This is a genomic window from Mycobacterium sp. 2-64 (assembly GCF_035918375.1).
Lineage (GTDB): Bacteria > Actinomycetota > Actinomycetes > Mycobacteriales > Mycobacteriaceae > Mycobacterium > Mycobacterium intracellulare.
Genome location: NZ_CP142361.1, coordinates 2737344 through 2750037, shown reverse-complemented (window position 1 = coordinate 2750037; position 12694 = coordinate 2737344). Strand labels below are relative to the sequence as shown.

12 protein-coding genes are annotated in these 12694 nt (G+C 68.8%); 3 read left to right on the top strand and 9 right to left on the bottom strand.

Features of this window, described 5'->3' with window-relative positions; all coding sequences use genetic code 11:
- Positions 1 to 68 precede the first annotated feature (68 nt).
- Complete coding sequence (locus QGN31_RS12965) at positions 69 to 752, bottom strand: TetR/AcrR family transcriptional regulator (RefSeq protein WP_201358684.1); 684 nt, start codon at positions 750 to 752, stop codon at positions 69 to 71.
- 153 nt (positions 753 to 905) lie between these two features.
- Between QGN31_RS12965 and QGN31_RS12960 the strand changes: the two genes are divergently transcribed.
- Positions 906 to 1511: a SecDF P1 head subdomain-containing protein gene (locus QGN31_RS12960; RefSeq protein ID WP_225346204.1), complete on the top strand. Its 606-nt coding sequence runs from the start codon at positions 906 to 908 to the stop codon at positions 1509 to 1511.
- Positions 1508 to 2347 carry a sugar phosphate isomerase/epimerase family protein gene (locus tag QGN31_RS12955; RefSeq protein ID WP_014711729.1) on the top strand — a complete coding sequence of 280 codons (840 nt, stop codon included), beginning with the start codon at positions 1508 to 1510 and terminating at the stop codon, positions 2345 to 2347. Before QGN31_RS12960 ends, QGN31_RS12955 begins: the two co-directional genes overlap by 4 nt.
- Here QGN31_RS12955 and QGN31_RS12950 read toward each other — a convergent pair.
- From QGN31_RS12950 to QGN31_RS12940, 3 genes are read right to left on the bottom strand one after another with little or no spacing between them, the layout of a single operon-like run.
- Entirely contained in the window at positions 2335 to 3339 is a 1005-nt protein-coding gene (locus QGN31_RS12950; protein ID WP_014711730.1) for a Gfo/Idh/MocA family protein, read from the bottom strand. The genes QGN31_RS12955 and QGN31_RS12950 overlap by 13 nt on opposite strands.
- Entirely contained in the window at positions 3336 to 4568 is a 1233-nt protein-coding gene (locus QGN31_RS12945) for an FAD-dependent oxidoreductase (protein ID WP_014711731.1), read from the bottom strand. Before QGN31_RS12945 ends, QGN31_RS12950 begins: the two co-directional genes overlap by 4 nt.
- Positions 4569 to 4597: 29 nt before the next feature.
- The gene (locus tag QGN31_RS12940; RefSeq protein ID WP_201407089.1) at positions 4598 to 6199 is read right to left on the bottom strand and encodes an arylsulfatase; all 1602 of its coding nucleotides are present in this window, start codon (positions 6197 to 6199) and stop codon (positions 4598 to 4600) included.
- Positions 6200 to 6275: 76 nt separating this feature from the next.
- Here QGN31_RS12940 and QGN31_RS12935 point away from each other — a divergent pair, with 76 nt between their 5' ends.
- Positions 6276 to 7301, top strand: coding sequence for an NAD(P)H-dependent flavin oxidoreductase (locus QGN31_RS12935; RefSeq protein ID WP_201358685.1), 1026 nt, complete (start codon positions 6276 to 6278; stop codon positions 7299 to 7301).
- 3 nt (positions 7302 to 7304) lie between these two features.
- Here QGN31_RS12935 and QGN31_RS12930 read toward each other — a convergent pair whose 3' ends face one another.
- The 5 genes from QGN31_RS12930 to QGN31_RS12910 all read right to left on the bottom strand — a co-directional run bounded on the left by QGN31_RS12930 (position 7305) and on the right by QGN31_RS12910 (position 12357).
- Positions 7305 to 8126, bottom strand: coding sequence for a class I SAM-dependent methyltransferase (locus QGN31_RS12930; RefSeq protein WP_009952386.1), 822 nt, complete (start codon positions 8124 to 8126; stop codon positions 7305 to 7307).
- The gene (locus QGN31_RS12925; RefSeq protein ID WP_009952385.1) at positions 8123 to 8593 is read right to left on the bottom strand and encodes a GbsR/MarR family transcriptional regulator; all 471 of its coding nucleotides are present in this window, start codon (positions 8591 to 8593) and stop codon (positions 8123 to 8125) included. The genes QGN31_RS12930 and QGN31_RS12925 overlap by 4 nt, the downstream gene beginning before the upstream one ends.
- Before the next feature lie 102 nt (positions 8594 to 8695).
- The gene (locus QGN31_RS12920; protein WP_009952383.1) at positions 8696 to 9964 is read right to left on the bottom strand and encodes an amidohydrolase family protein; all 1269 of its coding nucleotides are present in this window, start codon (positions 9962 to 9964) and stop codon (positions 8696 to 8698) included.
- A 19-nt stretch (positions 9965 to 9983) separates the two neighbouring features.
- Entirely contained in the window at positions 9984 to 10757 is a 774-nt protein-coding gene (locus QGN31_RS12915) for a class II aldolase/adducin family protein (RefSeq protein WP_201407091.1), read from the bottom strand.
- Positions 10744 to 12357 (bottom strand): class I adenylate-forming enzyme family protein, encoded by a 1614-nt coding sequence (locus tag QGN31_RS12910; RefSeq protein WP_014384824.1) that lies wholly within the window; start codon positions 12355 to 12357, stop codon positions 10744 to 10746. The genes QGN31_RS12915 and QGN31_RS12910 overlap by 14 nt, the downstream gene beginning before the upstream one ends.
- Positions 12358 to 12694: the final 337 nt, after the last annotated feature.

Below are 12694 nucleotides of genomic sequence, written 5' to 3'. Positions count from 1 at the left end.
GTAGAGAACCATACTGCGGGTGCTCTGGCAAGGGCCGGAAGTCCGCGCGCCGGATTCGGTCGGGGCTGTCATCGGGGTCCGGGCGCCCCGGCGCGCAGCACCCGCAGACCGCCCGCCTGGGTGAGCCGGCCCTTGTCCGAACTGCGCAATATTCCGGCCGCGATCGCCGACAGCACCCCGTCGAGCTGCTCGGCACTGTCGACGATCCGGTCGCCGTGGGCGAACCGCTGCAGCAGGCCGTTGATGAACGTCAGCGTGACGTTGCTCAGATCCTCGACGACGGCCGGGTCCAGTTCCGCGCCGTGCGGCATGAGCTGTACGAGGATTTCCCGGTGCAGCTTGGTGAACTCATCGGTGGCCTGCTGCAGGATCGCGGCAAGCGCGGGATCGCGGGTGGCCTGCATGGTCAGCTCGTATCGGGCCCTGGTCCGGTACAGCTGTGGGTCGCTGCCGGCCTGGATGACGACCTGCGACAACCGCGAGGGTGTGGGAGCCTCACCGCCGGCGTCGGAGCTGTCCGCGATCGCCTGCAGTTCGGCGAGGTCGAGCTCGGCCGAACGTTCCGCGACGGCCCGCAGCAGCGCCGAGCGGGTGCGGAAATAGAACGACGTCGTGCCGTCCGGCACGCCCGCTTTGCGGTCCACCTTCAAATGGCTCAACCCCTTGGCCCCGTCATCGGCCAACAATCGAATCGCCGCATCGCATAGATCGCGGCGGCGCTCGGCGGGATTAGGCTTTCGTCGTCTATCCATTGTTCTTCAGGATCAAGACACTACTCTATATTCGTAGTGTCGGTAAAGGAAGCCATATTTCCCGCCGCGACGGCGCCGCGCCGCACGCCGCCAAACAAACTGCGGTGCAAGAGTTCCGGGGATTCGTCGGCTACCTGAGTAGAGTGGGTTGCGATGAGCCCCCGTCGAGTTCGCGTGATCAATGCCGTTGCCCGGCTTGGGTCCATCGGTCTGGTTGCCGCGCTGGCCGGTGGCTGCCACCAGGCGCACAAGCCCGCGCCACCCAGCCCGCCGACCACCAGCACGTCCGCCCCGTCTGCCGCGCCGCCCGCGCCGGCGCCGATTGTGAAGGTGGCGCCGCTGCCCGTTCGGCCGGTGACGAAGTCACACCCGACGACGCCCGCCACCAAGTGCCCCGACATGGGTCCGAACGTCCCGGTGGCCCCGACCGACCCCCTCAACACGTGTGACCTCGCCCGGGCCAACGTGTACACCCTGGGCCCGGAAACCATGCAGCTCGGGCTGATACACGTGGACCCGCCCCAGGCCCTGACGGCCGACTTTTACCAGGTGACCCTGGTGCTCGACCCGCCGTCGGCGGCGGCGTGGGCGTCGTTCACCGCCGAGCACGTCAAAGACCACGTGGCCTTCATCCGGGACAATCTGGTGCTGGAAGCACCGATCATCGAGGAACAGGTCACCTCCGGACGGATCGTGCTGACCACCCAAACGGCCGAGGGCGCAGCGCAATTGGCCCAGCTGGCGGGTCGTCCCGCGTGACCGCGCCGGGGCGTCCCGATCGCCTCGCGCTCGGCATGCTCAGCGTGTTCGGCCTTCCCCCAATCGAGTTCGTGGAGCTGGCCGCGGAGCTAGGCTGCCCCCGCATCTCGGCCGCCATCCAGGGCATGCCGCTGGTGCCACTCGGCTACCCTGCCTTCTCCCTCAAGGACGACGCCGCGCTCAGGAAGGATCTGCTCGCCGCGATGGACGATCGCGGCGTAACCATCTCGCTCGGCGACGGATTCCTCGTGCGCCCCGGCGCCGACGTGGACGCGCTGCGGCCCGACCTCGACGTGATGGCCGAACTCGGCGTCCCGCGGATCAACGTGGTGAGCCTCGACCCCGACCTTCCGCGCACCCTCGACCAGTTCGCGGCGCTGACCGAACTTGCCGCCCAGCGCGGCATCGGTACCGTCGTGGAACCGGTGCCCGGACTGACCATCGGTGACCTCCCCGCCGGCCTGGCCGCCGCGGAATACGTTGGGCGAAGCGAATTCCGGCTGCTGGTCGACACCATGCACCTGATGCGCTCGGGTTCCGGGGCGAGCGAGCTGGCGGCCGTCGACCCCGGGCGCATCGGCTATGCCCAACTCAACGACACGACGCTGCGGCCGCGCATGGACAACTACCTGGAGGAGGCCATGTTCGAGCGCCTGGTGCCCGGCGAGGGCGACCTGCCCCTGCGCGACATCCTGGCCGCGCTGCCCGCCGACATCGTCATCGAGATCGAGGTCCCGCAACGATCTTTGGCGCTGGCCGGGGTGAGCCCGATCGAACGGCTGCGCCCCTGCGTCGAGGCGGCACGCCGGCTGCTGGCCGGCGTTCAGACCGGATAGCGCAGCGGAAGACCGGCGGCCGAATAGATCGCGTCGATCACGGTCATGTTGTCGATCGCGTCGTGCGGGGTCGTCTTGATCGGCGCGCCGCGCAGCACCGCCGCGGCGAAGGCATCCAGCTGATAGGCGTAGGAGGCGCGGCGGCCGAAGTGTTCGGTGCGTCTGCCCTTCGCCGACCGGACCGAGAGGCGGTGAAATGCCTGCGGCATCACGGGATTCACGATGCGCAACTCGCCGCGTTCACCGATCACCCGGGCGCTGATCTGCAGTAAGCGCGGCGACCACATCGAGCAGCGCACCCGGCCGGTGTGGCCGGCCGGAAACCGCAGCTCGGCCGTCATGGCCCGGTCGACGCGCGCGTCACGCAACGTGGCGCGAGCGGACACGACTTCCGGGGACCGGCCGCCGAACGTGCGCGCCATATGAACCGCGTAGCAGCCGGCATCCATGGTCGCACCGCCGGCGAGCGAGTAGTCGTAGCGGATGTCGGAGAACTTCGGCAGCGGGAAGCACAGCGCCGCCTCCACGCGTTCGAGCGTGCCCAACTCCCCGGAGGCGATGATGTCCTCGGCCCGCAGGGTCAGCGGGTGGTAGCGATAATGAAAGGCCTCCATCACCACGCGATCCGATCCGTCCGCCAGTTCGGCGATCTCGCGGGCCTCGATCGCGTTGGCGGTGAACGGCTTTTCGCACAGCACGTGCTTGTCCGCGGCCAGCGCCGCCCTGGTCCACCGACCGTGCAGACCATTGGGCAGCGGGTTGTAGATCGCGTCGATGCCCGGGTCGGCAATCAGCGCGTCATAATCGCCGTGCACGGTCGCGATGCCGTGTTGCGCGGCGAAGGCCCGCGCGCGGGTCACGTCGCGGGCGGCCACGGCGGCGACGACGACGTCCGTATTCTCCTTGGCGGGGTTGATCAACGCCATCGGCGCAATGCGCGCCGCCCCCAAAATACCGATGCGCAACGGGTTTTCGCGCTTTGGCGCCGTCATGGTGCCGCACCGGGCGGCCGGCGGGCGAAGCCCGGCGCATGCTCGGGCCGGATCCCCACTCCGACAAAGTAGGCCGGCACCACCGAGAGCCACGGCAGTCGCCGGACGACGCCGAGAACCCATCGCGGCGGGGCGGGATCCGCGCCGCGAAACACCGCCCGCACCAGCGCGGCCTGCAGCACGCGCTGGCCCGCCTGGGTCAAAACGGTGGCAACGGCGCGGCGGCGGCGCACAGCGGCCAGGTCGCGGCCCGTGACCCGATGCCGGCGCAGCGGTTCGGCCAGCAGGGTGGCGGCCGCGACGGCGTCCTGGATCGCCAGGTTGATGCCGACGCCGCCGAGCGGGGACATCGCGTGCGCGGCGTCGCCGATGCACAGCAACCCGTCGGTGTGCCAGCGGCGCAGCCGATTCACGCGCACGTCGAGGTGCTTGACCTCGTCCATGGATTCGAGCGCCGCCACTGACTCGGGCATGTCGGGCAGCAGCGCACCCACGTCGCGGCGGAAGGCCTCGACCCCCCGCGCGCGCAACTGGGCGTCGCCGCCCTTGGGCCCCAGGTAGGCGATCTGGTTGTAGCCCTCGCGCGGGATGACGGCCAGCGCCTTGCCCGACCCGATGCGCGGCAGGAACGAGTGGTCCGCGGCGCCGTCGCGTGGCAGCTTGAACCACCACACGTCGAAGTTCACCGAGTATTCGTGTGCGGTGAGTCCGGCCTCCTGCCGCACGATCGACCAGCGGCCGTCGCAGGCCACCGTCAACTCGGCCCTGAGTTCGCCCGGCCCGTCGGGTCCGTCGTAGCGCACGCCCACGACCCGGCCGCCGTCGCGCAGCAGGCCGGTGACCTCGCTGCGCATCCGCAGGGTGAAACTCGGTTCGGCCCGGGCCGCCTCGGCGAGCAGGTTGAGCAGGTCCCATTGCGGGACCATGGCGATGTAGCGATGGGGTTGGCGGAGCCGTTCGAAGTCGAGGTAGGTGACCGAGTGCCCGTTGGATTCGAAGGTGCCCCGGCGGAGTTTGCTGAACGGCAATCGCGCGAACCGCTCCCCCAGGCCCAGCTCGTCGAGCAGCCGCAGCGTCGTGGGATGCACGGTGTCGCCGCGAAAATCGCGCAGGAAGTCACCGTGCTTTTCCAGCAGGGTGACCTCGACACCGGCCCGGGCCAGCAACAGCCCGAGGACCATTCCCGCCGGGCCACCGCCGACGACCGCGCAGGTGGTTGTTTCGACCATCAACGCCCAGCATAGGTGGCGACCGCTCGCTAGAGTTCGGTGTCGAACACGGAGACGGGTTCGAGGATCACGCCGGTTTCTTCGACGTAGCGATCCCACAGCGCCACCAGCTCGGCCAGCTTGTCGGGATGCGACGCGGCCAGGTCGTGAATCTCGCCGGGATCGGAAGCCAAATCATAGAGCTGCCAGTCACCCGGGCCGTACGGCGCCGGCAGGTGCAGTGCCTTCCAGTCCCCCCGCCGGATGGCTCGGCGGCCGAACAACTCCCAGCCGGTTCCGGTGTCCGCGTCGTGCACGGTCTCCGCGGCGCCGGTCAGATACTCCACCAGCGAGCGGCCGCGCATGGGGGCCACCTCGCGGCCGCGGTAGGACGTGCCCGGGTGCGCGACGCCGGCCAGCTCCAGCAGGGTTGGCGCGACGTCCATCACGGTGCTGAACGCGGTGCCGATCTGTTGTTGCCGCGCGAATCCCGGCCAGGTGACAAAACCCGTCACCCGGATGCCGCCCTGGGTGGTGAACGCCTTGTGCAGTCGCGACGGCGCGGTGGCCGCCTGCGCCCAGCGCGGCCCGTACCAGATGAAGGACGTGGGCCGGCCGAGGTTGTCGAGGCTGTTGTCGCAATGCTTTTCGATCTGCGCGGCGATCTCGGCGCCGCGCAGCGGCATCGCCTCCACGATCGCGCCCTCGGCGCCGTTGTCGGACAGGAAGATCACCACGGTGTCGTCGAGTTCGCCGCTGGCCGTCAGGTAGTCGATCACCCTGCCGACGTTGTAATCCATCCGGTCCACCATCCCGGCGTAGACCTCCATGCTGCGGGCCGAGCGCGCACGCTGCTCGTCGGTCATGTCGGCCCACTCGGGCGCGCCGTCGGCCACCACCGGGTGCGCGGTGACGTCGGGCGGGCAGAGACCGAGCCGCTTGAGGGCGGCCAGTCGCTCCTCGCGCAGCGCGTCCGGTCCGTCGTCGTAGCGGCCGCGGTATTTCGCGACGGATTCGTCGGGCGCCTGCAGCGGCCAGTGCGGCGCTTGGAACGGCAGGTAGGCGAAGAACGGACGGTCGTCGTCGGCCGCGCGCTCGTCCAGGTACCGCAGCAGGGTGTCGGTGTAGGAGTCCGACGAGTAGAAGTCGTCGCCGACGGTGACGAACTTGTCGTCCTCGGTGTAAAGCGTTGGCACCGGCGAAAACCCGCGCGCGCCCGCTCCCCCGTAGTGGCTGGCACCGGCGGGCAGCAGCGCGAACGAGCGCTCGAAGCCGCGTGCCCACGGCGACCTGTCGATCGTGGCGCCCAGATGCCATTTGCCCGACATCAGCGTCAGATATCCGGCGTCGCGCAGGAGTTCGGGCAGCGCGACGACCCGGTCGTTTAGGTAGCCCTCGTAGCCGGGGGCGCCGCGAAATCCCGGGGACGCGACTTCGAGCATCGTGCCGATGCCGGCGATGTGATGGTCGGTCCCGGTCAACAGCATCGCCCGGGTCGGCGAGCACGCCGGCGCCGAATGGAAATCGGTGAGCCGGATCCCGGAGTAGGCCAGCCGATCGAGGTTGGGTGTTTCGATCTCGCCGCCGAAGGCGCCGATGTCGGAAAACCCGAGGTCGTCCGCGACGATTACGAGGAAGTTGGGGCGCTTCACGCTCAAGCATCCTGCCAGGTCGGTGCTCACGGTGTAATGCCGCCGCACCGCCGATCGCGGCCGATATTGTCGAGGCATGGAGATGTTGGCGCAGTTCGGGATGTCCATACCGCTGGTTGCGGCCCCCATGTCGGGCGGACCGACCACCCCGGCCATGGTGTCGGCCGCCACCCGTGCGGGGGCCCTGGGCATGCTGGCCGCCGGCTACAAGACCGTGGAGGCCGTCGAAGCCGAGATCAAAGCCCTTCGCGCCGAAGGGATCCCATTCGGCGTCAACGTGTTCGCGCCGAACCCGGTGCCGGTCGATCCGCGGCGTTACCGGGAGTACGCGGCGATCATCCAGGCCGAGGCCGACCAGTTCGGCCTGACGCTGCCGTCCGAGCCCGTCGAGGACAACGACAGCTTCGACGCGAAGATCGAATTGCTGCTCGACGATCCGGTTCCGATGGTGTCGTTCACGTTCGGCATTCCGCCGCGCGACGTGATCGCGGCGCTGCAACGGGCCAAGAGCGTGGTGGTCCAGACGGTCACCACGGCCGAGGAGGCGGAGCAGGCACGCGACGCCGGCGTCGACATGCTCGTGGTGCAGGCGGCGGACGCCGGCGGCCATTCCGGCACCCTGTCGCCGTCGCGGCCGCTGACCCCGGTCCCGATCGTCGACCTCGTCAGCCAGGTCGTGGCGACGGTTCCCCTGCCGGTGCTGGCCACCGGCGGGCTCGCCACGCCGGCCGCGGTGGCCGAGGTGATCCGGGCGGGAGCGGCCGCGGCCGCCGTCGGGACGGTGCTGTTGCGCGCCACCGAAAGCGGCGCGTCGACCACTCATCAGGCGGCGCTGGCCGATCCCGCGTACACCGAGACCGTGCTGACCCGGGCCTTCACCGGCCGGCCGGCCAGGGGCCTGCGCAACGCGTTCATCGACGCCCACGAAGCCGAGGCGCCCCCGGGTTATCCCGCCATCCACCACCTGACCAGCCTGCTGCGCAAGGCGGCCGCCGCGGCGGGAAAGCCGGACTACGTACACCTGTGGGCGGGCACCGGTTTCCGGCAAGCCACCGCCGAGCCCGCGACCGACATTCTGCGCCGGCTGGCATCCGACCTGTGAGGTTCAGTACTCGAAACGATTGAGCACGTCGTAGCCGCGCCCGCCGATCACCCACGTCAGCGCGTAGATCATCCGCACCGCGGCCGACGGGATGTGCTCGTAGCCGGCCAGCGCGGGCGTCTGCTCGAGGAACCGCAGCCGGGGATGCCAGGCCGCAAGACGGCGCGCGTCGCGGATGCCCCAGGTGATGATGCCCCTGGTGAAGACCTTGGACAGCAACGGGGCCAGGGCCGACAGCGTATCGAAATGCATTTCACCGCCGGGGAATCGGTCGATCAAGCGCTGCAGCAGCCGCCGGACTTCCTCTTCGTGCAGATACATCAGCAGGCCCTCGGCGACGACCAGGGTGGGACGCCCGGCGGGGACGTCGTCCAGCCACCGCAGCTCGGTCACCGACGAGCCGATCATCCGGTAGCGCTCGGTGTCGTCGTAGAGCTGCCGCCGCAGCCCGATGACGCTGGGCTGGTCGACGTCGAACCAGGAAACCGACGGCGGTAGGTCGAGCCGGAAGGCCCTGCCGTCAAGGCCGCAACCCAGGTGCAGGACAACGGCGTCGGGATGGCGGGAGAGGAAATCGGCGCACCAGTCGTCGAACTTCTTGGCGCGCAGCGCGACCAGGTATTGGTTCGAGGCGGGCATGGTGCTCCGGCGCATGCGCTTGAAGTCGTAGCTGATCCGGTCCACCGCGTCCGCGGCGACCGTGTCGCCCAGAATCGGCCGCTTCGAACGGCTTTCGCATGCGCGCAGATACAGTGTGACGAGATTCGTCCATTCCACCGATCCCCAGGCGACCGAGCTGAAATCGACTTTGTCCGTTGCGGTCATCGCTGCTTCCTCTTCGCGCGGTATTCGGTCCACATTTCCATGAGCTGGTCGCGGTAGGCCCGCGTGCAGAACTCGCAGAAATCGCGGAAGTCCTCCACGCGTTGCCGTTGTTCGGCGCGGTCCTCGTCCAGCACGGACAGCGCGAATTCGGCGGGTTCGATCCCCAGCCGCATCAGGGACAGCTGGGTTTCCAGCACGCTGGTGAACCCGCCCGGTGTGACCCGGTAGAGGTGCTGGCGGTTCGGGCTCGGCAACCGCTCGACCATGCCACCTTCGAGCAGTTGCCGGGCGACGGTGCTGATCGACGCCTTGCTCACGGACAACGCGGCGGCCAGCGCGGTCAGCGACTGCTGCGGCGGATCGCAGATCAGCAGCCACCCGTAGACCCGGCCCATGGTGCGGGTGGCGCCCAGCAACTCGAAGAACAGCCCGAGGCGGTCGACGAACTCGGCCTCGTCGGGTGACATACGCTCCATCCCGTTCGTTCAGTACGTACTAAACGTAACTTATACGAAGCGGGACGCTGGCGGAACCCCCCGGCGGTGATCAAGGGGTCTGGGTTGCCGGGCTCAGAACGCCTCGGGGTCGCGCTGCACGGCGGCGGGCACCGGGTGCCGATACAGGCGGGATGCGTTCTCCCAGCTGAACTTCCGGATGACGTCGGACGGCAGGTCGCCGATCTGTTCGTGGATGGTCTGCTGGGTGTGCGGCCACGTCGAGTCGCAATGCGGGTAGTCGGCTTCCAGCATGATGTTGTCGACGCCGATCCGGTCGCGCTGAACGAACGACGACTTGTCCTCGACCGCGCAGAACCAGAAGTTGCGGACCAGCACCTCCGCGGGGGTCAGGCGCTCGCCGAGCGCTTGCCAGGTGCCGTACATCGCGTGATAGCTGAGCATGTGGTCGAGGCGGTCTAGCAGTCCTGCCACCCAACCGATTCCGCCTTCGGACAGACAGATCTTCAGGTCGGGGAACCTGCTGGGCAGCCCCGAGTACAACCAGTCGACCGCCGCGGAGATGGCGTAGGCGAAAAACAGCACGCCCTGCACGTCCGGCGGCGCGTCCGCGGTGGTGGACGGCGACGACCCGGACGATCCGATGTGCAGGTTGACCACGGTGCCGGTCTCGGCGCACGCGGCCATCATCGGATCCCAGTGGTCGGTGTGGATGCTCGGCAGGCCGAGCATCGCCGGATTCTCGCTGAACGTCACGGCGTGAAAGCCGCGGTCGGCGTTCTCGTAGATCATCTTCGCGCCGAGCTCGGGGTCGAGCAGCCACGGCAATTGACATCCGATGATGCGGTCGGGGTACGAGCCCGCCCAGACGTCGAAATGCCAGTCGTTCCAGGCGCGGACGCAGGCGAGCGCGAGGTCGCGATCGGTGGTCACCTGCTGCAGCCGCTGTCCGGCGAAGCCGGGCAGAAACGAGGGGAAGTTGAGCGAGGCGTAGATCCCGTTGAGGTCCATATCTTTGACGCGCTCGTGGATATCCCATGCGCCCCTGCGCATCTCGTCGAATCGGACGGGTTCGAAGCCGTACTCCGCCACCGGCCGCCCGACCACCGCGTTGAAGCCGACGTTGGGCAGTTCCCGGCCGTCGTACACCCAGGTCTGGCCCCCGGCGTCGGTGTCGACGACCTTGGGCGCTCGGTCGGCGAACTTTCGGGGCAGCCGGCCGGCGAAGGTGTCGGGGGGTTCGACGATGTGGTCGTCGACCGAGATGACGGTGTAGCGGCGTCGCGCCCGGGGCGGATCGGGCAGGAAGGTGACCGAACGTTCGGTGCCGGTCTTCGCCGTGGTGAAGTTCAGGTCGGTGGCCAGCTCGTCGATCGATTTCACGCGTCAAACTCCTTGTGGCTCAGGTCAGGACGTCGGGGTCGGCCTTGATCGTCATCCGCGCGGCCCCGGCCCAGTACACGTCGGCGGCCCGTTCGATCAGCGAGCGTTGCATGCCGGCCATGTCGGACCACCGCATGGCCACCGGCTGCTTGCCGGTGAGCATGACGTCGTAGGCCAGCTTGCACACCCGTTCGATCGAGGCCGCGCGGTAGACGGCCTCGGGCAGGTTGCGGCCGGTCGCGATGACGCCGTGGTTGGCCAGGATGGTCAGGTTGGCCCCGCCGATGCGGGCCGCGAGATCCGCGGCGCGAGTGGGGCTGTCGATCTCGCCGTTGTAGGTCTCGACCAGGCACAGGTCGTCGAGGAACAGCGACCCGGTCTGGTGCACCAGCTCCGGCAGCCTGCCCAGCGCGGCGAGCACGCATACGTAGTACGGGTGGTTGTGGATGACCACGCGGGCGTCGTCGCGGACGCGGTGCAGTTCGGTGTGGATGTGGATGGCCGGGGTGACGTCCCAGCGGCCGCGGACCACGCGCGCGTCGGCGTCCACCACGCAGATGTCGGAGGCGCTGACCTCCTGCCACCACAGGCCCCAGGGATTGACGAACATGTTCGTCTGGCCGTCGAGCTGCCAGGTGATGTGTCCGGCCATGTTCTCGGCGAAGCCGATGCCGGCGAGGTGGCGGAAGGCGATGGCGAGCGCCTGCTCGTGGGACAGCTCGACGCCGATCGGCGGAACCACTGACGGCGCCCAGACTTCCAGCCCGCCACGGCGTGCATCAGGTGCGTTCATGACCAGCCTCCATCCTGGCTCCAATATCCTCGCGAAGTCGGCCTTTGGCTATCTTTCCGCCCGACGAGCGGGGCAATTCGTCGAGAACGATGAGGCGCTCGGGCAGCAGTTCCTTGGAAACTCCCAGCGCCAGCAGGTGTTCGACTAGCTGGGGAAGGTCGATGGTGGCGGAGCCGGTGAGTTCGGCGTAGAGGCAGACCTTTTCGCCGAACACCGGATCGGGCATGGCGACCGCGGCGGCCACCGCGATGGCGGGGTGGGTGGTCACGGCGTCTTCGACCTGGCTTGCGCTGATGTTCTTGCCGCCACGGACGATGAAGTCGGAGGTGCGCCCGGTGACCCGCAGATAGCCGTCCGCGTCGATTTCACAGATGTCGCCCATGCGCATCCACCCGTCGGGGGTGAACAGCTTGTCGTGGTCGGTGCCGCCGAGGTAACCGAGGCTGGTCGCCGGGCCCCGGCACGCGGGCTGGCCCCGACCCGTGTCGGTCACGTCGCGGTCGCCGTCGAAGAGGCGGACCGACATTTCGGGGATGATGCGGCCCCCGGTGCGCAGCCGCCGTTCGCGGGAGTCGTCGACGGTGGTCGCGCTGAGCATCCCCGTTTCGTTCGAGCCGAAGAACTGCAGGATCTTGGCGCCGGTGAGTTCCTCGAATTCGGCCGCCGGGCGATACGGCAACGCCTCGCCGCCGGTGTAGACGACGCGCAGCGAGCTCAGGTCGCGTTCGCGGCTGGCCGGGTCCGCCATCAGCATGGTCAATTGTGTGCTGACGCAGCATAATACGGTGACCCTGTGCCGGGCGATGGCCTCGCAGGTGGCTTTGGTGGTGAACCGGTCCAGGAGCACCGCGGTGGCGCCGAGGTAGATCGGTGTGGTGTGGCTGGTCCAGAGCCCGAACCCGAACGGCGTGGGTATCACCGGCAAAAAGACGTCGTCCGGCGCCAGCAGCCCATTGGCGACGGCCTTCTGGTGGAAGTAATGCCAACGGTTCTGGGTGTGCACGACACACTTGGGCAGCCCCGTGGTCCCGGAGGTGGAATTGATCAGGAAAACGTCGTCGGGGCCGAGGCGGGCGTCGGTCGTGAGCGCGGTGGGTTTTGCGCCGACGTCCAGGCGAAGGGTCCGGTCCAGCAGCAGCGCCGGCAGCCCGAGTTCATCGGCGACGCCCGCGGCGGCCTCGCGGTGGGGCTCATCGCTGATCAGGGCCTTCGGCTGGGCGCTGCGCAGTATCGCTGTGGCCTCGCGGGTGCCGGCCCGTGCGCCGACGCCGACGACCACCGCCCCGCAGCGTTCGATGGCGACGAACAGGGCGTGGATGGCCGCGGAGTCACGGTGCCATACCGCGACCCGGTCCCCGCGCGTGACGCCGGCACCGGCCAGGGACTGCGCCAAACGTGTTGCGGCGTCGTCGAATTCACGCCATGTCAGCGACGCTTCGGGGTGGTCGACATAGGCGAGGCGGTTTGGGGTTTGCGCGGCGTTGCGGCGCACGGCGTCCGACAGCGTCGTATCGCACCACCAGCCGGCCTCGCGAAACCGGGCCGGGTCCTGTTCGGAGAATGCCGGCGACGACTCGATATCCAGCCCGCCGGCGCTCATTCGGTCAATGATAGGAAAGCGACGCGGGGCCCGGTCTCGCTCCCGCCGAGAAACAGCCGGCTAGGGATTCCTCGGGGCGGGAGTGGAGCGCTGCGTCTTGGCGGGAACATTCGGAGGGTGGGCCCGCGGCTTGTGGCAGTTATGCAGGCACCCGCAATTGAGGCCGATGATGCACCCGTTTCCACCGGTGGGTTGCACGCCGTCGGGATCGCTTTGCGAAACGGGCAGGGGGCTGGACAAAGCTGCTGACGTTGTCGGTCCTGTCGCGCTGCCGGCCGAGGAGCCCAGCGCGAGGACGAACGCGGCCACCCCCGCGCAGAACGTGGCTCCTGTTCTT

Excerpts from the sequence above, each read along its gene's own strand:
- QGN31_RS12965 (WP_201358684.1), bottom strand. The coding sequence starts at position 752 with ATGGATAGACGACGAAAGCCTAATCCCGCCGAGCGCCGCCGCGATCTA.
- QGN31_RS12960 (WP_225346204.1), top strand. The coding sequence starts at position 906 with ATGAGCCCCCGTCGAGTTCGCGTGATCAATGCCGTTGCCCGGCTTGGG.
- QGN31_RS12950 (WP_014711730.1), bottom strand. The coding sequence starts at position 3,339 with ATGACGGCGCCAAAGCGCGAAAACCCGTTGCGCATCGGTATTTTGGGG.
- QGN31_RS12945 (WP_014711731.1), bottom strand. The coding sequence starts at position 4,568 with ATGGTCGAAACAACCACCTGCGCGGTCGTCGGCGGTGGCCCGGCGGGA.
- QGN31_RS12935 (WP_201358685.1), top strand. The coding sequence starts at position 6,276 with ATGGAGATGTTGGCGCAGTTCGGGATGTCCATACCGCTGGTTGCGGCC.
- QGN31_RS12930 (WP_009952386.1), bottom strand. The coding sequence starts at position 8,126 with ATGACCGCAACGGACAAAGTCGATTTCAGCTCGGTCGCCTGGGGATCG.
- QGN31_RS12925 (WP_009952385.1), bottom strand. The coding sequence starts at position 8,593 with ATGTCACCCGACGAGGCCGAGTTCGTCGACCGCCTCGGGCTGTTCTTC.
- QGN31_RS12915 (WP_201407091.1), bottom strand. The coding sequence starts at position 10,757 with ATGAACGCACCTGATGCACGCCGTGGCGGGCTGGAAGTCTGGGCGCCG.
- QGN31_RS12910 (WP_014384824.1), bottom strand. The coding sequence starts at position 12,357 with ATGAGCGCCGGCGGGCTGGATATCGAGTCGTCGCCGGCATTCTCCGAA.